The sequence below is a fragment of the Devosia sp. WQ 349K1 genome, from assembly GCF_016595685.1.
GTDB lineage: Bacteria > Pseudomonadota > Alphaproteobacteria > Rhizobiales > Devosiaceae > Devosia.
Genome location: NZ_JAENGO010000001.1, coordinates 1,046,040 through 1,063,553 on the forward strand (window position 1 = coordinate 1,046,040; position 17,514 = coordinate 1,063,553).

18 protein-coding genes are annotated in these 17,514 nt (G+C 58.0%); 11 read left to right on the forward strand and 7 right to left on the reverse strand.

Translation table 11 applies throughout. From position 1 onward, the window contains the following. The first annotated feature begins 239 nt into the window (after positions 1-239). From JHL21_RS04955 to JHL21_RS04965, 3 genes are all read left to right on the forward strand, one after another. A complete protein-coding gene (locus tag JHL21_RS04955) occupies positions 240-2,267 on the forward strand; it encodes an autotransporter outer membrane beta-barrel domain-containing protein (RefSeq protein WP_200212165.1) in 2,028 nt (675 codons plus the stop codon). A 131-nt stretch (positions 2,268-2,398) separates the two neighbouring features. Continuing rightward, positions 2,399-2,896, forward strand: coding sequence for a DMT family transporter (locus JHL21_RS04960; RefSeq protein WP_200212166.1), 498 nt, complete (start codon positions 2,399-2,401; stop codon positions 2,894-2,896). Then, positions 2,893-3,330, forward strand: coding sequence for a DMT family transporter (locus tag JHL21_RS04965; RefSeq protein ID WP_200212168.1), 438 nt, complete (start codon positions 2,893-2,895; stop codon positions 3,328-3,330). Before JHL21_RS04960 ends, JHL21_RS04965 begins: the two co-directional genes overlap by 4 nt. 36 nt (positions 3,331-3,366) lie before the next feature. On the opposite strand, the gene JHL21_RS04970 is transcribed toward JHL21_RS04965, so the two are convergent. After that, positions 3,367-4,806 (reverse strand): aldehyde dehydrogenase family protein, encoded by a 1,440-nt coding sequence (locus JHL21_RS04970; protein ID WP_200212170.1) that lies wholly within the window; start codon positions 4,804-4,806, stop codon positions 3,367-3,369. A 22-nt stretch (positions 4,807-4,828) separates the two neighbouring features. Then, positions 4,829-5,974, reverse strand: a complete 1,146-nt coding sequence (locus JHL21_RS04975) for a fumarylacetoacetate hydrolase family protein (RefSeq protein ID WP_254081912.1) — start codon at positions 5,972-5,974, stop codon at positions 4,829-4,831. 313 nt (positions 5,975-6,287) lie between these two features. Between JHL21_RS04975 and JHL21_RS04980 the strand changes: the two genes are divergently transcribed. Continuing rightward, positions 6,288-6,998, forward strand: a complete 711-nt coding sequence (locus JHL21_RS04980; RefSeq protein WP_169196435.1) for an SIMPL domain-containing protein — start codon at positions 6,288-6,290, stop codon at positions 6,996-6,998. A 277-nt stretch (positions 6,999-7,275) separates the two neighbouring features. Here the strand turns inward: JHL21_RS04980 and JHL21_RS04985 are convergent, their stop codons facing one another. Both JHL21_RS04985 and JHL21_RS04990 read right to left on the reverse strand, forming a co-directional pair. Next, the gene (locus JHL21_RS04985; protein WP_200212171.1) at positions 7,276-8,106 is read right to left on the reverse strand and encodes a sulfite exporter TauE/SafE family protein; all 831 of its coding nucleotides are present in this window, start codon (positions 8,104-8,106) and stop codon (positions 7,276-7,278) included. 3 nt (positions 8,107-8,109) lie between these two features. Beyond that, positions 8,110-8,529 (reverse strand): secondary thiamine-phosphate synthase enzyme YjbQ, encoded by a 420-nt coding sequence (locus tag JHL21_RS04990; protein WP_200212172.1) that lies wholly within the window; start codon positions 8,527-8,529, stop codon positions 8,110-8,112. 255 nt (positions 8,530-8,784) lie between these two features. On the opposite strand from JHL21_RS04990, the gene JHL21_RS04995 reads away from it, so the two are divergent. The 7 genes from JHL21_RS04995 to JHL21_RS05025 all read left to right on the forward strand — a co-directional run bounded on the left by JHL21_RS04995 (position 8,785) and on the right by JHL21_RS05025 (position 16,556). Continuing rightward, positions 8,785-11,343, forward strand: coding sequence for an OmpA family protein (locus tag JHL21_RS04995; protein WP_200212173.1), 2,559 nt, complete (start codon positions 8,785-8,787; stop codon positions 11,341-11,343). A gap of 113 nt (positions 11,344-11,456) precedes the next feature. Beyond that, positions 11,457-11,972 carry a TIGR00645 family protein gene (locus JHL21_RS05000; RefSeq protein WP_169196439.1) on the forward strand — a complete coding sequence of 172 codons (516 nt, stop codon included), beginning with the start codon at positions 11,457-11,459 and terminating at the stop codon, positions 11,970-11,972. A gap of 132 nt (positions 11,973-12,104) precedes the next feature. Continuing rightward, positions 12,105-12,449: a hypothetical protein gene (locus tag JHL21_RS05005; protein ID WP_200212174.1), complete on the forward strand. Its 345-nt coding sequence runs from the start codon at positions 12,105-12,107 to the stop codon at positions 12,447-12,449. 133 nt (positions 12,450-12,582) lie between these two features. Beyond that, the gene (locus JHL21_RS05010; RefSeq protein ID WP_169196441.1) at positions 12,583-13,263 is read left to right on the forward strand and encodes a tellurite resistance TerB family protein; all 681 of its coding nucleotides are present in this window, start codon (positions 12,583-12,585) and stop codon (positions 13,261-13,263) included. A 135-nt stretch (positions 13,264-13,398) separates the two neighbouring features. After that, positions 13,399-14,436, forward strand: a complete 1,038-nt coding sequence (locus tag JHL21_RS05015) for an LLM class flavin-dependent oxidoreductase (protein WP_200212175.1) — start codon at positions 13,399-13,401, stop codon at positions 14,434-14,436. Positions 14,437-14,503: 67 nt separating this feature from the next. Beyond that, positions 14,504-14,857 (forward strand): hypothetical protein, encoded by a 354-nt coding sequence (locus JHL21_RS05020; protein ID WP_200212176.1) that lies wholly within the window; start codon positions 14,504-14,506, stop codon positions 14,855-14,857. A gap of 10 nt (positions 14,858-14,867) precedes the next feature. Continuing rightward, positions 14,868-16,556, forward strand: coding sequence for a methyl-accepting chemotaxis protein (locus JHL21_RS05025; protein ID WP_200212178.1), 1,689 nt, complete (start codon positions 14,868-14,870; stop codon positions 16,554-16,556). 71 nt (positions 16,557-16,627) lie between these two features. Here the strand turns inward: JHL21_RS05025 and JHL21_RS05030 are convergent, their stop codons facing one another. The 3 genes from JHL21_RS05030 to JHL21_RS05040 all read right to left on the reverse strand — a co-directional run bounded on the left by JHL21_RS05030 (position 16,628) and on the right by JHL21_RS05040 (position 17,495). Beyond that, positions 16,628-16,849, reverse strand: a complete 222-nt coding sequence (locus tag JHL21_RS05030) for a hypothetical protein (RefSeq protein WP_169196445.1) — start codon at positions 16,847-16,849, stop codon at positions 16,628-16,630. A gap of 72 nt (positions 16,850-16,921) precedes the next feature. Continuing rightward, positions 16,922-17,212 (reverse strand): HlyU family transcriptional regulator, encoded by a 291-nt coding sequence (locus tag JHL21_RS05035; RefSeq protein ID WP_200212179.1) that lies wholly within the window; start codon positions 17,210-17,212, stop codon positions 16,922-16,924. Positions 17,213-17,228: 16 nt separating this feature from the next. Next, positions 17,229-17,495 carry a DUF2442 domain-containing protein gene (locus JHL21_RS05040; protein ID WP_169196447.1) on the reverse strand — a complete coding sequence of 89 codons (267 nt, stop codon included), beginning with the start codon at positions 17,493-17,495 and terminating at the stop codon, positions 17,229-17,231. Between the last annotated feature and the right edge of the window lie 19 nt (positions 17,496-17,514).

Below are 17,514 nucleotides of genomic sequence, written 5' to 3' on the forward strand. Positions count from 1 at the left end.
GACACTCGGCACTGTTTTCTGGTCACCGCAAGTCGCCGGTGATCAGAAAAAAGCCAAAAAATCTCTCTGCGCGCGGCGCATCGAAACTGTTTTGCGCGTTCTACGAGGCCCAAAAACGCAATCCACCAAATCAGACGCTTGACGGGTAAAGTCCTTTCATATCATAGGATTAACCATAATATTCTTCGTGTCTCCTGATTTGTTGAGCAGCACCAAAAGCTGCGGATTGCCGCGCCACCATGTTGTCCAAGCCAATTGCCGTTGTACCGGCGATCGTCGCCCTACTTGCTGCTACCAATATCACCGCAGCGCAGGCCCGAGATATCACCATCAGTGATGGTCAAACCGAAGGCGCTCAGAGCCTTTCCGGGACCGGGGACACGCTCTTTATCGCAAGTGGCGGCACATTGGACTCCACAAGCAACGTGATTTCCATCACCGGCTTGGATACGGTGACCACGAACTACGGTACGATCGAAAATCGCGGAACCGCCACCTACGCGCTGGAAACGCTGGCAGCTAACACGCGAGTGGTCAATCACGGCGGCATCTTCTCCTACGAAGACTGCTCCTATGGCGTCTACGCCACTGGTGATTATTTCACACTCACCAACACCGGAACGATTGAGACCAAGGGCAGCTGGGCGGGCACAGGTATCCAGGTCGAAAACAGCGCCAATAATGTGCTCAATGTGACGTTGGACAATAGTGGCAGCATCATCACCCACGGCACACAATCCCACGGTATTAGCCTTTACGGCACCAGTTCACGCATCACCAATACGGGCAACATTAGGACAGCGGACCACGGCAGCGCCGGTATCTATGTCTACTCCCCCACGACCCAAAGTGATATTGTCATCACCAACTCCGGGACCATCCATGCAAAGGGTGGAGAGTACCAAACCTCTTCTGGCGGCTACGTCCAGAGCCATGGCATCCAAACCAATGCCGCCAATGTTCACATTATCAACAGCGGCACCGTAATCAGCGAACAGTTCGATGCTTTCGCAATGGGTTTTGCCAATAGCAAACTCACGCTCTTGCCCGGCTCTGTGGTTTCTGGTGGCATTCGCTTCTCGCAGGCTGCAACGGGCTCTCTCGAAATCGGCAACGGCCTTGAAGGCGTTATCAAGATTACTGGAGAGTTGCGCGACGATCAGATCGAAACGCATGGCCAGGCCTATACCCGCGCTGTCACAACCGAAGCCACAGAGCACCGCCGCAATGGCGATGCCGCGACGAGCACCTACACAACCTTCACCGTTGTTTCCACCGCCTCCATCGAAGCGGCCAACACCGCGACCGTTCAAACTGCTAGCACGGTGACATCCAATATCGCCAACCATACTGGCGATCGCCGTCAAAGCCTGCCGAGCAGCACCTCGGCTCTGGGCTATGCTCCGTCCCCGGCGACACCAGACTTCCCTGATTTTGCCCCGAGCGACGATTTTGGAGCATGGGCCAGCGCTTATGGCGAACTCACCGCCCCCACTTCGGGCAAGACAGGCTCCAAGTCCTTGCAAGGTGGCGCACTGGTTGGCTCAGACATAAAACTCTCCGATGAGAGCCTCGCGGGGCTTTTCGTTGGCCTCGGCCGTGGCCACGTTGAGACCGTTTCCAAGTCCGAACTCGATGTCACATCTCTGCTCGGCGGCGGCTATGCCTCGCTGGCTGTTGGGTCCGTGTTCATCGACATCAACGCGACACTTGGCGTTTCCGCCAATGACAGCGCGCGCCGCTTCGTCAACAACACGGTCGCAGCAGGGTATGAAACGGCCTATGCCAACTATGTTAGCATGTTCGCCAGTCCGTCGATCAAACTCGGCATGGACCAGTATCTCGGCTTCGCTCGCCTAACTCCGAGCGTCACCTTGACCTATGCTGGCATTCATCAGGCTGGCTATTCGGAATCAGGCTCCTCTGCCAATGTCACCATGGGCTCCAGCTTCTCGCAGCTGCTCAACGCCCGTGCAGAACTTGAACTCGGCACTATCGACCTCGGCGAAGCGGGCAGTGGCTGGAGTGGCAGCGCCAAGATTGGTGCCGATGGCACATTGACCTATGGCGGCACGACCGACGCTCAAGTGCTCGGCACGACACTGAGCCTTGCGGGCAACTCGACCAATGCCGCGCGCGGCTTCATCGGTGCCAATGCCCAATACCAGTCCGGCACCTACAGTTTTACCGCCGGCACAGAACTCGGACTCAACACCCAAGGCATGGTCTCGGCCAGCCTACGCGGCGGTGTCGGGATGCGTTTCTAAAGCCTTCAGTTCTCTTCGACTTTAATCGCTCGTCACCGACGGGCGATTTTGGTTTCGACGTGGTTCACGTTCTCGCTGTACGTTCCTCACAGCTCAGCTAGTCTCCTAGCAACCATTTGAGTCGGAACTTCATGACGTCCTTTTCAACGCAGCGGGTCAACCCGCTCTACCTGCTCGCTGCGTTCGCCAGTGGGTGCTTACTCACCCTCGCAGTTTTCTTTAATGGTGAGGCCGGTCGATATGGCGGCGGCATCTTTTCATCGTGGCAGGCTCATGGCGTCGGCACGGTCGTTTCAATGCTGCTGCTCGCCATCATATGGCGCAAGGAACGCGCCAAAGCCGCCGCTGCCAAGGCCATTCATGGCAAAGCCCCCCTCTGGGCCTATCTCGGGGGCGTGTTTGGTGGTCTGACGGTTATTCTCACGTCCTACTCAGTCAATTCGCCCATCGCCTTGGGTGGCACTTTGGCGATTGGCCTCGTGGGTCAGTTCGCTCTTTCGCTCGCCGCTGATCACTGGGGGCTGCTGGGCTTGCCGAAGCGTAAGCTCGACCTGCGCGACGGCGCCGCCGTACTACTGATTTCCGCCGGTAGCATGATCATCATTCTCTTCGGCGTCGGTGCAGCATGATCGGCCCCATTATCTCTGCCTTCGTGATCGGCCTGCTGATCATCCTCAGCCGTCAGGTCAATGGGCGCGTCTCCGTCTCTACCACGCCGCTCATTTCGTCCTTTTGGAACCACATCGTCGGCTTCGTCTTCATGACCGTCCTCGGTCTTGCCGTGGGTGGGCTCATTCCCGAAAACATCGGCGAAATCCCGCTCTGGGTGTATTCGGGCGGTGCAATCGGTGTGATCTTTGTTGCCGCAGGCTCATTCCTCATCACCAAGATTGGCGCGACCAATACAACCCTATTACTCATTGCAGGTCAGATGATTTCGAGTGTCGTTCTCGACATGCTGCGCGGCGTGCCCCTGACCATGTGGGCGAGCGTCCTGGGCATTGTGCTAATCCTTGCAGGCATGGCACTCACGCAACGCCCTGCCAAAGACCAAGCAGAATAAAAAACGGGGCCCGAAGGCCCCGTTCGCATTTCCAATTTAGCCAGCGGCTGTGTAAGCCGTCTTCACCACGGTGAAGAATTCTGCCGCATAACGGCCCTGCTCGCGGGGGCCATAGCTCGATCCCTTGCGACCACCAAACGGCACGTGGAAGTCCACCCCGGCCGTCGGCACATTGACCATCACCATGCCCGCTTCGACATTGCGCTTAAAGTGCGTCGAGTATTTTAGTGAGGTGGTGACGATACCTGCCGACAGACCGAACTCGGTGTCGTTACAGATCGCCAGACCTTCTTCGTAATCCTTGGCCTTGATCACCGCTGCAACCGGCCCGAATATCTCTTCGCGCGCAATACGCATGGAATTGGTGGCTTCAGTGAACAGTGCAGGCTGCAGGAAGTAGCCCTCTGTATCCTTCTTCACACGACCACCGCCTGCGACGAGTTTTGCGCCCTCAGCTTGACCGATAGCGATGTAATCGGTGTCCTGCTTGAGCTGGCTCGGATCGACGACTGGCCCGATTTCGGTATCCTTGTCGAGCGCCGCGCCAACACGCAAATTGCGGGTGCGTTCAGCCAAAGCTTCGACGAACTTGTCGTGAATGCCTTCAGTGACAATCACGCGGCTCGATGCCGTGCAACGTTGACCGGTCGAGAAGAAGGCCGACTGCGCCACGCTCTCGACGGCGACCTTGAGGTCCGCATCATCGAGCACCAGAACCGGGTTCTTGCCGCCCATTTCCAGCTGGAACTTACGATTGTGCTTGATCGAGGCTTCCGCCACGCGACGGCCAGTGCCAACCGAACCGGTAAAGCTAAGCGCCGCGACATCAGGGCTATCCAGCAGTGTCTGCCCGACGACAGAGCCCTTGCCCATGACCAGATTAAGAACACCCTTCGGCAGGCCTGCGCGCTGCAGAATGTCAACAATTGCCCAGGTGGAAGCTGGCACCAAGTCAGCAGGCTTGATGACAACCGTGTTGCCATAAGCGAGCGCTGGAGCAATCTTCCATGCTGGGATCGCAATGGGGAAGTTCCAAGGCGTGATAATCCCCACGACGCCAATCGGCTCGCGGGTGATTTCAACGCCAACGCCCGGACGAACCGAAGCCATAACTTCGCCTGTCAGGCGCAGCACTTCGCCCGAGAAAAAGTCAAAGATCTGCGCAGCGCGGGTCACTTCGCCAATTGCTTCTGGCAGTGTCTTGCCTTCTTCGCGCGCCAACAGCTCGCCCAATTCGGCCTTGCGCGCCAAAATCTCGTCGGACGCTTTGCGCAGTATGCCATGACGCTCAAGCAGGCCGGAACGCGACCATGCAGGGAACGCAGCCTTAGCTGCCGCGATTGCCGCTGTTGTGTCGTCAACCGATGCGCGCGCATAGACGCCCACAACATCCGAAAGATTGGATGGGTTGATGTTTTCAACGCCGTCAGAGCCGACCCACTCGCCGTCGATAAGGTTCTTAAACAGTTCAGTCATGAATGTGCCTTTCAGCAATGGGTCACAAGAGGTCCGCGCGAGCAAGATCGCGCAGCAAATGGCTCGCGCCATAGATCCAGGGTGGACAAACAGTTGAGAGATTAACCCGGTTGCGCAGTGTGCCAAGGCTTGGCGTCGAAACAGAGACAACGTCCCCAAGTTTATGGGTAAAGCCCATGCCCTGCCCGCCGCGATCCTTCACCGGGGCAAACATCGTCCCCAGATAAAGCACAAGACCGTCTGGATATTGGTGATGTTCGCCAATCGTGGCGGCAACCAGCGATTCAGGCGTGCGCGAGATTTGCGCCATGTTGGAATGGCCATCGAGTTCAAAGCCGTCTTCGCCTTCAACCCGTAAGGCGATCTCAGCGTTTTTGACGGTGTCGAGAGTGAACTCGCCATCGAACAGGCGCACGAATGGGCCGAGCGCGGCCGAAGCATTATTGTCCTTCGCCTTGCCCAAGAGCAGCGCCGAACGTCCTTCAACGTCACGCAGATTGACGTCATTGCCCAAGGTCGCGCCGATAATCGCGCCCTTGCTGGTCACCAGCAGAGCCACTTCCGGCTCAGGATTGTTCCAGCTCGAAATCGGGTGCAGCCCAACTTCGGCACCAAAGCCAACAGCGCTCATCGGCTGGGACTTGGTGAAAATCTCAGCGTCCGGTCCAATCCCAACTTCGAGATACTGGCTCCAAACACCCTTGGCGATCAGCGCGGCCTTGACCTTCATGGCGCTGTCCGATCCCGGAACCAGTTCGCTGAGGTCTGTACCAATCAAATCGAGAATTTCGCTACGTAGAGCATCTGCACGGCTCTTGTCGCCGCGTGCTTGCTCCTCAATCACGCGCTCAAGGAGCGACACCACAAAGGTCACCCCCGAAGCTTTCACTGACTGCAAATCAATTGGCGCGAGAAGCCGGGCGACATCATCGCGTGGGGAAGCCGCCTCCGAATTCGCGAGCACGGCCTCGACAGCACCGACAGCAGTGCCCGCCACAGTGCGCACGTGCTCGGTGGCTCGCCCGCTTTCGGCAATATCGCGAACCGCAGCAAATCCCTTGGCGGTGATGTCGACGAGTTGCCCGTCCCTAACGGTCACAATGCGCGGATATGCATATCCCGGCACCATTGCACGTCCCAACAACACTCCACCCGGAACCAAGCCCATATTCGCAACCTCTTTTGCCTCTGGCCGCGACTGCACCGCAGCCAGCGCCCTCCCATGACGCAAGGGTATAAGTCATACTTTTCTGGAAAGGAAGGGAAAGTGGGCAACATCGCTTTGCCCAAATCGGAACAAATCCAACCTGCTTGCACCAGCGTAATCATACGCAAGACTCTTGCAAGCCTGCGCTCCTAAACCCTCGCCCCAAACGCCTATTCCTTGGCGTTAAAGTGAAACGTTCAGGCACAGTTCATCTCTGCCGCAATACTGACGCATAGACAGGGGATTCTCCCCTGACCTCATCTAGGAGTATGACATGCGTGCATTAAGCCTGATCGTTCCCTTCGCTTTGCTTGCTAGTGTTGCGCCTGCTTTTGCCGGTACCATTGCGATTGAGGGCAGCGGCCAAGTCCGCGCAGCGCCTGACATGGCAACAGTGTCGTCTGGCGTGACCACACAGGGCGCGACAGCCAAGGAAGCGCTCGACGCGAACAGCACTGCCATGACGGCGCTGATTGAAGCCCTCAAAGGCTCGGGTATCGAGGCACGCGATATTCAGACCTCTGGCTTCTCGGTCAGCCCCAACTATGTCTATTCGGAAGAGCGTGACGCGAGCGGCTATAGTCTGCCGCCCAAGATCAATGGCTATCAGGTGGCCAACAGCGTTTCCGTCGTCGTTCGCGACCTCGAAAAGCTTGGCTCGATTCTCGATCAATCGGTCACCGTAGGCGCCAACACCGTCAATGGGATCGAGTTTTCGGTCACCGACCCGTCGGAATTGCTCGATGAAGCGCGCAAGGCCGCTTTCGCCGATGCCCGCGCCAAGGCTGAGCTTTACGCACTAGCCTCTGGCACAACCCTTGGCGATATTGAGAAGATCAGCGAAAGCCGAGATTACGCCGTACCAGTCGCTTACGCCATGGCAGAACGCGCAGTCGCCGCCGACAAGGTCCCGGTTGAGGCCGGCGAGCTGAGCTTCTCCATCACCGTCAATGTCGAATGGGACCTTGAGAACACCAAAAAGTAATCGGTGGAACTCTGTCGCACCTGCCTTGTTTTGAACAAACGGGACCCGACATAGGCACAGTTACATTCCGGCAGACATGTCTGCCGCGAGAACCCGGATCCCCTCCTTAGAGGGGGCTTGGGCGGTGGGGACGGAACCACCGTAGTCACTCCGTCCCCACCAACCCCTCCGAACCGGCTGGCCGGAGGCCAGCAAAAAGGCGCCAGTGGCGCCTTTTTAGGAGAGGAGGCCATGAGAGCTAAGCTCGAATGGCCCGGCTCATCAAAAGACAACCTCCCTACCCCGCCAGCACCTTCCAAAGCATATTGAGCCCCACCAGCACCAGGAACACGGCGAACACGCGCTTGAGCGTCTTCTGGTCGAGCTTATGCGCCAACGTCGCGCCAAGCGGCGCACAAACGGCGGCCAAAACGCCCACCAGCACCAGCGCTACGATATTGATGTAGCCAATGCTCAACGGCGGCAGGTTCGGCACGCCCCAGCCTGAAATCAAAAAGCCCGCGGTCCCGGACAGCGCAATCGCAACGCCGATCGCAGCCGACGTCCCGACGGCCTTGTGCATGCTGTCCCCAAAAGCCACCAGTGTCGGCACAGTTAGCGAGCCACCGCCAATACCCATCAGCGACGAAATATAGCCGACGACAAACGCCGAAATTCGGTGCGTCAGCGACGAGCCTTTTAAGTGCCCCATAACCTTGGTTTGCAAACCAAAGATAATGTTCGCCGCGATGACGAAAGCCATTACCGCAAAAACAATGCGCAGCACATTGGCCGAGAACAAGCCGGCCATAAGCCCACCGATGAACGTGCCAACCACAATGAACGGCGCCCACAGCTTGAACACATTCATATCGACCGCGCCGCGCTTATGATGCGAGCGCGCACTCATGATCCCGGTCGGTATGATAATGGCGAGCGAGGTCCCAACAGCAACGTGTTGAACGATCTCACTGTCATAACCCATCAGCAGCAGCGCATTGGATAGCGCAGGCACAATCACCGCGCCCCCGCCAATCCCCAGCAGGCCAGCGGCAATTCCGGACACAATACCAGTGGCGAGCAGCCCGACAACGAACGGCCAATAGCCGATAAGTTCGCCCCAATTCATGTGTTATTCTCCGATGAGGTGGAGCACGATCTCGCGCCGATGCGGTCGGCGGCGGTGCTCAAATAGATAAATACCCTGCCAGCTACCGAAAACGGGACGCCCCTCGCTCACCGGCACACCGATTGAGGTCTGCGTCAGCGCGGCCTTTATGTGCGCCGGCATATCATCAGGCCCTTCAAGCGTATGGACCAACCAATCCATAGTCTCCGGCACAAGGCGCTTGAAGAAACCATCAAGGTCCACTTGCACGTCCGGATCGGCATTTTCCTGGATGAGCAGAGAGCAACTGGTGTGCCGGACAAAAACTGTCACCAGCCCCGTCGACATGCCAGTTTGCGCAACGAAACTGTTCACTGCACGAGAAAATTCGTAAAGCCCCGGCCCTTGCGTCTGAATGCTGTGACTGTGTATCGCTTGCTGCATCGCACATGCCTATCACGACGGGTTGGACTGGAGGAGCCTGACCACTGCGAAATCGTCCAGCGCCCCAATCCCGCCGCATTGTCGGATTGCTTGTGTTATCCAGAATGTCTTGAGGAACTGCCCCAACAGCCCGGCGTTAGGGGATTATTACAAGATCTCCACCTGCTCCTAGCGACTGACACTTCGTTCAGACTGGGTTCAGGCAAATAAATCGATCTTCCCGTCATAGTGTTACACACTCGAAGGAATTGACATATGAGTTTCAAGACCTGGCTCCTCACCGGGACCAGCATCGGCCTAATGGCCGTCGCGCCGCTTCCCGCCAATGCACAGGGTGCAGAACTCCAATCTGCAATCCAGTCCTACCTGCAAGCGCAGGCATCGGGCGATGCCGCCGCTCTTGAAGCTGCACAGTCGACGTTGACCAATGAGTGTATCGTCGCGGGCTTCTCTAGCGTCGAAGAATGCTTGGCATCGGGTGGTAGCGCTCCTGCGGCCCCAGCCGTCGATAATGCCGCCGCAGAAGCTGAAGCGGCCGCTGCTGCAGAAGCAGAAGCCGCTGCACAGGCCGAAGCTGCCGCTGCCGCAGAAGCTGAAGCTGCTGCGCAGGCAGAGGCCGAGCAACGTGCTGCCGCCGAGGCCCAGGCCGCCGCTGAAGCTGAACAACGCGCTGCTGCCGAAGCAGAAGCTCAGGCTGCTGCGGAAGCGGAGGCTGCCGCCGCACAGGCCGCAGCTGACGAGCAAGCGCGCCAGGCAGCGGAAGCCGCTGCCAATGAAGCAGCAGCACAAGCTGCTGCCGAGGCCGAAGCACGTGCCGCTGCTGAACAGCAGGCCGCCGACGAAGCCGCTGCCGCTGCAGCGCGTGAGCAGGAAGAAGCCGCAGCCCGCGCTGCAGCTGAAGCTGAAGCTGAGGCTGCCGCACAGGCTCAGGCCGAAGCTGACGCCGCCGCTGCAGCTCAGGCAGAACAGGCCGCTCCTGTTGAGCAGCCAGCCGTAGAGCAACCCGCACCAGCCCCTGAGGCTGCACCCGCTCCTGAGCCAACCCCTGCCCCTGAGGAACAGGTAGCCCCAGAAGCCGCACCAGCTCCAGCACCAGAAGCTGCGCCAGCACCCGAAGTCGCGCCTGCGCCTGCTCCAGAAGCGGTGCCAGAAGCACCGGGCGTTGACTATCAGGCAGAGTTGACCCGTCTCGTCACCGACTACGAAACGGCTATTTCCGATCTGCTGAATGGTGCCAATGCAGACGAAGTGAACCAGCGTCTCACGGCCATCCGTGCAGAAATCTCCGACCTCTGTGCCGCTCAGGGCAATGGTGACGCCACCTCGTGCCTCGCCGCCTTTGGCTTGGCATTGCCAGAAGTCCCTGGAATTGCCGCTCAGCCTCCAGTCGTACAGCCTGTCGAACAGCCTGTAGTCGCGCCAGAAGTTCCAGTTGAACAGCCTACGCCTGTCGAGGAAACCACCTCTGATGGTCAGACTGCAGAACCGATCACGGAACTGCCAGCTGGCATCGAAGCCGAGCAAATCGCTCCGCTGCTCGATAGTGCCAAGGATGAGCCAATGGTGGCAGCGCCAGCCCCTGTTGACGGCCAACCAGCTGTGATTGCACCAGTCGAAATTGCGCCGGCAATCGTGACGGTCGAAACCCTGCCACAGACGGATGAAGCGGCGCAGTCCGAAGAAATCCGCGCCATGGTCGAGGCGCCTCTCGCCAACGCAGAGGCAGGGACCGAAGTCGCTGCGACGAACAACACAACGGTCAACCAGACCGTGGTCAACAACTACGTGACCAATATCGTCAACAACGTCTCGAACGTCGACAACAGCGTCACCAACAACACCACCGTGAACAACACGGTGACGAATAACAACACCAACATCACGAACAATCAGAACACCACCAATATCGGGCAGCAGAACAACTACGTTCAGATCATTGAGGCCCCGGTACTGCAGCAAACCTCAACTGGCGATGCCATCGCTCAGGTGATCCTGCAGGTTGGTACACAGCTGATTGTGAACTCCATCGGTCAGGACACCAACCGCTTCTACAATCCGCAGCAGGACGAGATTTACTACGAAAATCTCTCCAACGGCCGCACGCGTGAAGTGATTGTCCGTCCTGATGGCACGCAGGTCATCACCGTCCGCAACCGCAATGGCGACATCCTGCGTCGCACGCGCATCACCCCAGATGGTCAGGAATATATCCTCGCCTACTTCGATGATCGCTATGAGGACAACCTCAACAACTGGCGCGATCCGGGTCTGGACCTGCCTCCGCTGCAGCTCAACATTCCAGCACGCGACTACGTTCTGGATGCCCGTTATGCCGATGACCGTCAGCTGACGACCTTCTTTGCTCAGCCTCCGGTTGAACAGGTTGCCCGTCTTTATTCGATCGACGAAGTGAAGCGCTCGGCTCGTGTTCGTGACAGTGTGCGTAAGCTCGAAGTGGGTAACCTCACTTTCGATACGGGTGCTGCAACCATCGGCCGCGATCAGGTCGGTTCGCTCCAGAGCGTTGCCAACGCAATGCTGGCACTGCTGCGCACCAATCCGAACGAAACCTTCCTTATCGAAGGTCACACGGACGCGGTTGGCTCGGACATTTCCAATCTCCGCCTCTCGGATTCTCGTGCAGCCACAGTCGCCCGTGTTCTGTCGGACTTCTATGGCGTACCGCCTGAAAACCTTGCCACCCAGGGTTACGGCGAACGCTATCTGAAGATCCGCACCGAAGCTGGCGAACGTGAAAATCGTCGCGTTACCATCCGCCGCATTACGCCGCTGGTGACAGTGGCAAACCGCTAAAACCACCCTCAAGGTCGGCCTTCGGGCCGACCTTACTTTTTACCCTGCGGCGCAGAGACACTTGCGCGCCACAATCGTCTTGATAAGCCTGAGGCAATTGCCTTGGAGTTATCATGAAAAAACTCGAACTCTTTGTTGAAAGCATTATCCTGGCGTCGCGCTGGCTGCTGGTCGCTTTCTACATCGGCCTGGCCGCTGCGCTTGGCCTCTACGCCCTCTCCTTCTTCGGCAAGCTCTTTGACTTTGCCACGAAGTTCATGGAGCTGAGCGAAAACGACACCATCCTCAAGCTACTCAGCCTGATTGATGCAGCCCTCATCGCTAGCCTGGTGGTTATGGTGATCATCTCCGGCTATGAAAACTTTGTCTCGCGCTTTGACGACGACAAGGACGTTCACTGGCTCGGCAAAATCGACGCAGGCTCGCTAAAAGTTAAGGTCGCTTCGACCATTGTTGCGATCTCTTCAATTCACTTGCTGCAGATTTTCCTCAACATCCCGAAGTACGAAAACAACGAGATCATGTGGTACACAATTCTGCATGTGACCTTTATTTTCTCGGCCCTCTTCTTGGCCTACATCGACAAAATTACAAAAAAAACTGGCAAAGACGACACTCCGGGTCTCTAAGGATCAGAGCAAACTACTGTCAGCAGGGCGGAAATCGAAAAGATTTCCGCCCTCTTCACGTCTTTCGTCGTTTTGGAACCAGCTAATTAAAAACGCGTTGAATCGGGGACGTTGAAACAAAGGAAACCTAAAATGGCGACCCCAGAACGTGATCCAGTCTACACCCGCGACGAAAGCCGCACCGTTTACACTCGTGAGAGCAATGGTACCGGTTGGTTTGTCGGCATCATCGTAGCCCTAGCACTCCTCGCAATTGGCTATCTGGTTTTCTCGGCCAATACCGGGCCAGCGACCGTTGATACCACTGCGCCAGCGCCTGCTATCGAAAGCACCGCTCCAATGACTGAAGCGCCTGCGACAGACGTTGCGCCTCCAGCTGCCCCAGCAGCACCAGAAGCGACCACCCCAGCTCCGGCCGCTCCAGCCGCTCCAGTGACACCAGCCGCTCCGGCTACTCCGGTTGTGCCAGCCAACTAATTGATTGCACAGCCACATTAAGCGCGTTTAGCAGACCCCGGCTTGCCGGGGTCTTGCTATTTTGACTTCATAGGACCGCTCCTATTGTAATCCTCGACCGCGCGCACCATGTGCAGTTTTTCACGGAGACGACATGTTCAACATCGACCAAATTCTAAAGACGCTGCAGTCCGACCCGAACCTCAAGAGCAAGGCTCTGACCGGTGCAGCTGGCATGGCTGCTGGTATGTTGCTCTCTGGCGGTAAGCCGCACAAACTTTTGGAAACCGGCCTCAAGGCTGGCGCTATCGCAGCCGTTGGTGGCCTTGCGTATAAGGCGTGGCAGAACCATCAGGCCAACCAGGCCGGTCAAGCCGCGCCAGTGCGCGAAGATGCCTTCATCCCACAGCCGAACACGCCAGCGCAGGAAGATTTGGGCAAAACCCTCGTTCGCGCCATGATCGCCGCATCCAAGGCCGATGGCCGCATCGACGCCGACGAAAAAGAAGCAATCTTCGCCAAGCTCAACACCATGCAGCTTTCCGGCGAGGAAAAGGCTTGGGTGTTTGACGAGCTCTCGTCCCCACTCGATATCAATGCTGTTGTCGCCCGCGCAGATACGCCTGAGCACGCCGCCGAAATCTATGCGGCCTCGCTCGTCGCGATCACCGCTGATACCGCCGCAGAACAGGCTTATCTCGAAGCGCTGGCCGTAAAGCTCAAGCTTGACCCAGCCCTCGTTGCTGAAATCCATCGTCAGGCCGGCGAAAAGCTCCCTCAGCCGAGCCAGCAGCCAATCGCCCCGCTCGCCTACACCCCACAGTGGCAGCGCTAATATCTCCGATCCAAAAAGGCCCTCCTCCCGAGGGCCTTTCATTTCTGGCAACAAAAACCTACCGTAGTTACATCCATGTGCGCTCTTGCGCCGTGCACCGGCTGCCTCCACTTCTCCCGATAAGGAGATACACCCATGGAACTTGGCCTCTATTCCTTCGCGGAAAACACCCCAGACATGCTCAACAATGGGCATCTGCAATCCCCGGCGGAACGCTTGCGGGATTTGATTGAAGAGATCGAGCTTGCCGATCAGCTCGGCCTTGCGTTCTACGGCTTGGGCGAACATCACCGCTCCGACTATGTCGCCTCGTCTCCGGTCACCATCCTGGCCGCCGCCGCCGCCCGCACCAAACAGATCAAACTTTCGACCGCCGTCACCGTCCTCTCGTCAGAAGACCCTGTGCGTGTCTGGCAACAGTTTTCAACGCTCGATCTTCTGTCCAATGGCCGCGCTGAAATCATGGCGGGTCGTGGCTCCTTCATCGAAAGCTTCCCGCTCTTCGGGCTCGATCTCAACGACTACGATGATCTCTTCGAGGAAAAGCTCGACATGCTCCTCGCTATCCGCAAGGGCGGCAAGGTCGCTTGGCCGGGCAGCCAGCATACAACCCCCATTCCGGGTCTGGAGATCTACCCCAAGCCCGCTCAAGAGCAATTGCCACTCTGGATCGCCGTTGGCGGCACCCCCAATTCCGTCGCGCGCGCCGCCTATCACGGCCTCAACCTGATGATTGCGATCATTGGTGGTCGCCCCCGTCAGTTCCAGCCGCTAACCGAGCTCTATCGCCAGACCGCCGAGAAGGTTGGGCATGATGTGACCAAGCTCAAACTGGGTGTCTCCGGCCATGGCTTCATCGCAGAAAACAGCCAAGACGCCCGCGACATAGCGTACCCCGCCCATAGCGCCGCCATGAACAAGATCGGCGCCGAACGCGGTTGGGGCCCAAGCTCTCGCGCTCAGTTTGATGCCAGCACCACGCTGGAAGGCGCCTATTACATGGGCTCGCCGCAAGAAGTGATCGACAAGATTTTACTTCAGCACGAATGGTTTAAACATGACCGTTTTGGTCTGCAGCTCAGCGTTGGTACGCTTCCTCATGACAAGGTCATGAAGGCGATTGAGCTTTACGGCACGGTCGTAAAACCGGCGATTGATAAGGCATTAGCATAAGTGAGTACGTCTTAAGCGCAGGCCCGACTTAACCATCGGTTAAGCGGGCCACGCCTAGCTCACGCGCATGTGTTTTTCTTATCTCGTGCCTGAAAACCCAGCGAGCCGAACCAAGACATCGCACCTGAAAAACGCTCTGACTTGGCTCCCCGCAGTCGCTTTTGCGCTAGTCGGCGCCGGACTTCTTGCTGCTCCACAAGCGGCAGCAGACACCGGCGAGATGGCGGTGATCTTCCCCCCGTTCACCTCAGAAGCCACTGCTTGGGAACGCATCCACGAGGCTGGCGGCTTTGTTGTCGGTCCGACCCGCTTTTCCAACATTGTCGTCGTCTACGCCGACGATCCAGATTTTAAGTACCGCGCCAGCCAATTTGGCGCCCTTTGGTTCACCGCTGCCACTGGCCTATGTGCCGAGGCCTAAAGCTAGTTCAATGACACTTACCAATATTCGTTCTGTCGCGACCATTATGGTCACGGCCCTGACCCTGTTTATGGCGGCGACTGCTATCGTCGTCGAGCTGCTCATGCAGGGCAATTTTGGCACCACAGCGCTCATCGGCGCTGCCGGCATCGCAACCGTAGTAACCGGATTCTTGACCACAAGATCGAGCGCCGGTTTCCGCTATCTGCTGGTGACTGTACTGATGGTCTCCATCTCGGCCATCATCGCCGCAACCAAGGGCACGCCTTGGCAAACCGACCTGCACATGGCTTTCTTCGCCTCACTCGCTTTGAGCTCTTTGCTCTACGACGCGCGCGTCATTCTGGTGGGCACCATCGTTATCGCCATCCACCACCTTCTTCTGGGCATGACCCTGCCCGATCTGGTGTTTTATGGCGGCGGCGGCTTCCCCCGCATCGTACTTCACGCTGTCATTCTGCTTGTCGAGGCCGCAGGCCTGATTTGGCTGCTCCGCAATACTTTCGCTTTCGTCTCGCTCGCTGATCAGAACGCAAATGATGCGAACGCCAATGCCGAGCGTGCCATTTCGCTCGCTCGTGACGTCGAGGAAAGCGAAGAAACACGCGTTGAAGACCGTCAGCGCACCCTGCAAGAGCTGCGCGATCAGTTCGGCACAGTCATCACGGCTACGCTCAATGGCGAATTTGGCCGCCGTGTGCCCGAGACCTTTGCAGAGCCCGACCTCAACAATCTGGCGCATGCCGTCAACGATCTCATTGCCAACCTTGAGACCGGGCTTGCGGAAACGTCATCCGTCATGGCGGCACTGTCGCAGAAGGACTTGAGCGCGCGCGTTACCGGCACCTATGCCCCCGTGTTTTCCGGGCTCAAGACCGACACGAACCTCGTTGCCGACCGCATGAGTGACGTCATCACCACGATCCGGACCGCCACAACCACGCTGGCGCATGCAACGGGTGAACTCCTCGACGGCGCAGAAGCACTCGCTCGCCGCACCAACGAGCAGTCAGAGGCCGTGCGCGAGACCGCCGTCGCCCTTGAGCAGCTGAGCCGCAATGTGGACGAGACCGCCGAGCGTGCTTCCAAAGCCCGCGCCGCCACGGAGTCCGTTGCCACCACGGCCGATCGCGGCACCACGGTCATGACCAATGCAACCGCCGCCATGGAGCGGATTGCCGCCTCCTCCCAGCAGATCGCTGGCATTATCACCATGATCGATGACATCGCCTTCCAGACCAACCTGCTAGCGCTGAACGCCTCTGTTGAAGCGGCCCGTGCCGGCGATGCCGGTCGCGGCTTTGCTGTGGTCGCCGTGGAAGTGCGCCGTCTAGCGCAATCTGCCGCCTCCTCATCCGCTCAGATCAAAACCCTGATCGAACAGGCCACAAGCCAAGTTGGACAAGGTACGGTTCTGGTCAAGGAGGCAGCGAGCGCCTTAAGTGAGATCACCCAGGCAGCCCATGTGAGCGACAGGCTCATGCACGACATTGCCGAGGCCACCTCCGAGCAGAACCACGCCTTGCGCGCGATCGACGAAGCAGTGCAGCACATCGACGTGCTCACCCAGCACAATGCGCAACTGGTTGAAACAACCCACAGTGCGGTTGCAGAAGCTCAGGGCGAAGCTGGAGCGCTCAATACGCTCGTCGGTGAGTTCCAGCTCGAAACCCGAGTTCCACTCGCCAAGAGCGCGTAAACGAGAAATGGCGCCATCGCGGGATGGCGCCATTCATAGCAGCTTACGCTCGCACTGTTCCAAGATAGACCTTACTTACCTGAACGGCTCAGCGACTTGATAGCCAGTGGTGGCATACCGGACTTTTCAGAAATCGCACGGTCCTGAGCTTCAATCTCAGCACGTGCAGGCTCATCGCCATCGAGGCCACCGAGCAGTCCTGCATCAACCTTACGGTTCGAGCGCTGGGAGCCATCTTCGTACACAACGTCAAACATCACGAATTCAGTGCGGGCAGTTGGCTTACGGGCCATCAGAGTTCTCCTTGCAAAAAACAACCGCGGGCCGATCGGCCCGCGGTCGTCAAAAAGTCAGTTATTCTGGGCTTAGCGGAAGATGTGCTCGCCCTGCTCATCGATGATCTGCCGACCCTTGCTCAGGGCTAGCATAACCAGATCTTCGCGCGAGCTCATGCGGTCGGCGCGAATAAAGCGGTAGGTTTTCACCTCGCCGCCAATTTCTTTTTCGATGGTGCCAGCGAGCTGGAGCTCGGAGCCGACCTTCATCTCAATGGCCTTGATCTTGAAGCCCTTGTAGTCTTCTTCGCCCAGCGACTTATCGCCAGCAGGCGCGGCTTCCGAATTCCCGCCACCAAATAGCTTCTTCAAGAACGACATGGGAGCTCCCCTCAATCTACCGTCGCCGCAGTGGTCTCGGATGTTCGAGTTCACCGCGTTTCTCCATCTCCTCCTGCAACCACGCAGGCGAGATATCAAAATAGTTGGGCCAGATCGGCTTGCCGTTGACCAGCTCGACCTTAGCGAAGAAATTCCGATCCCGCAGAGGCTCTGTCCCCTCCCCCCGCTCGGAGAGCATGGGGGCCGCGTTGAACGTACCATAAGTGGCGTCCGAGAACGTCACCACCAGCTTGAACGGCACAACGGCCTTCAAGCTGGTCACCTTCAGCCGAACCGGCTTT

Bases quoted from the DNA above. Each gene is read 5' to 3' on its own strand.
- JHL21_RS04955 (WP_200212165.1), top strand. From the start codon at position 240: ATGTTGTCCAAGCCAATTGCCGTTGTACCGGCGATCGTCGCCCTACTT.
- JHL21_RS04960 (WP_200212166.1), top strand. From the start codon at position 2,399: ATGACGTCCTTTTCAACGCAGCGGGTCAACCCGCTCTACCTGCTCGCT.
- JHL21_RS04965 (WP_200212168.1), top strand. From the start codon at position 2,893: ATGATCGGCCCCATTATCTCTGCCTTCGTGATCGGCCTGCTGATCATC.
- JHL21_RS04970 (WP_200212170.1), bottom strand. From the start codon at position 4,806: ATGACTGAACTGTTTAAGAACCTTATCGACGGCGAGTGGGTCGGCTCT.
- JHL21_RS04975 (WP_254081912.1), bottom strand. From the start codon at position 5,974: ATGGGCTTGGTTCCGGGTGGAGTGTTGTTGGGACGTGCAATGGTGCCG.
- JHL21_RS04980 (WP_169196435.1), top strand. From the start codon at position 6,288: ATGCGTGCATTAAGCCTGATCGTTCCCTTCGCTTTGCTTGCTAGTGTT.
- JHL21_RS04985 (WP_200212171.1), bottom strand. From the start codon at position 8,106: ATGAATTGGGGCGAACTTATCGGCTATTGGCCGTTCGTTGTCGGGCTG.
- JHL21_RS04990 (WP_200212172.1), bottom strand. From the start codon at position 8,529: ATGCAGCAAGCGATACACAGTCACAGCATTCAGACGCAAGGGCCGGGG.
- JHL21_RS04995 (WP_200212173.1), top strand. From the start codon at position 8,785: ATGAGTTTCAAGACCTGGCTCCTCACCGGGACCAGCATCGGCCTAATG.
- JHL21_RS05000 (WP_169196439.1), top strand. From the start codon at position 11,457: ATGAAAAAACTCGAACTCTTTGTTGAAAGCATTATCCTGGCGTCGCGC.
- JHL21_RS05005 (WP_200212174.1), top strand. From the start codon at position 12,105: ATGGCGACCCCAGAACGTGATCCAGTCTACACCCGCGACGAAAGCCGC.
- JHL21_RS05010 (WP_169196441.1), top strand. From the start codon at position 12,583: ATGTTCAACATCGACCAAATTCTAAAGACGCTGCAGTCCGACCCGAAC.
- JHL21_RS05015 (WP_200212175.1), top strand. From the start codon at position 13,399: ATGGAACTTGGCCTCTATTCCTTCGCGGAAAACACCCCAGACATGCTC.
- JHL21_RS05020 (WP_200212176.1), top strand. From the start codon at position 14,504: ATGTGTTTTTCTTATCTCGTGCCTGAAAACCCAGCGAGCCGAACCAAG.
- JHL21_RS05025 (WP_200212178.1), top strand. From the start codon at position 14,868: ATGACACTTACCAATATTCGTTCTGTCGCGACCATTATGGTCACGGCC.
- JHL21_RS05030 (WP_169196445.1), bottom strand. From the start codon at position 16,849: ATGGCCCGTAAGCCAACTGCCCGCACTGAATTCGTGATGTTTGACGTT.
- JHL21_RS05035 (WP_200212179.1), bottom strand. From the start codon at position 17,212: ATGTCGTTCTTGAAGAAGCTATTTGGTGGCGGGAATTCGGAAGCCGCG.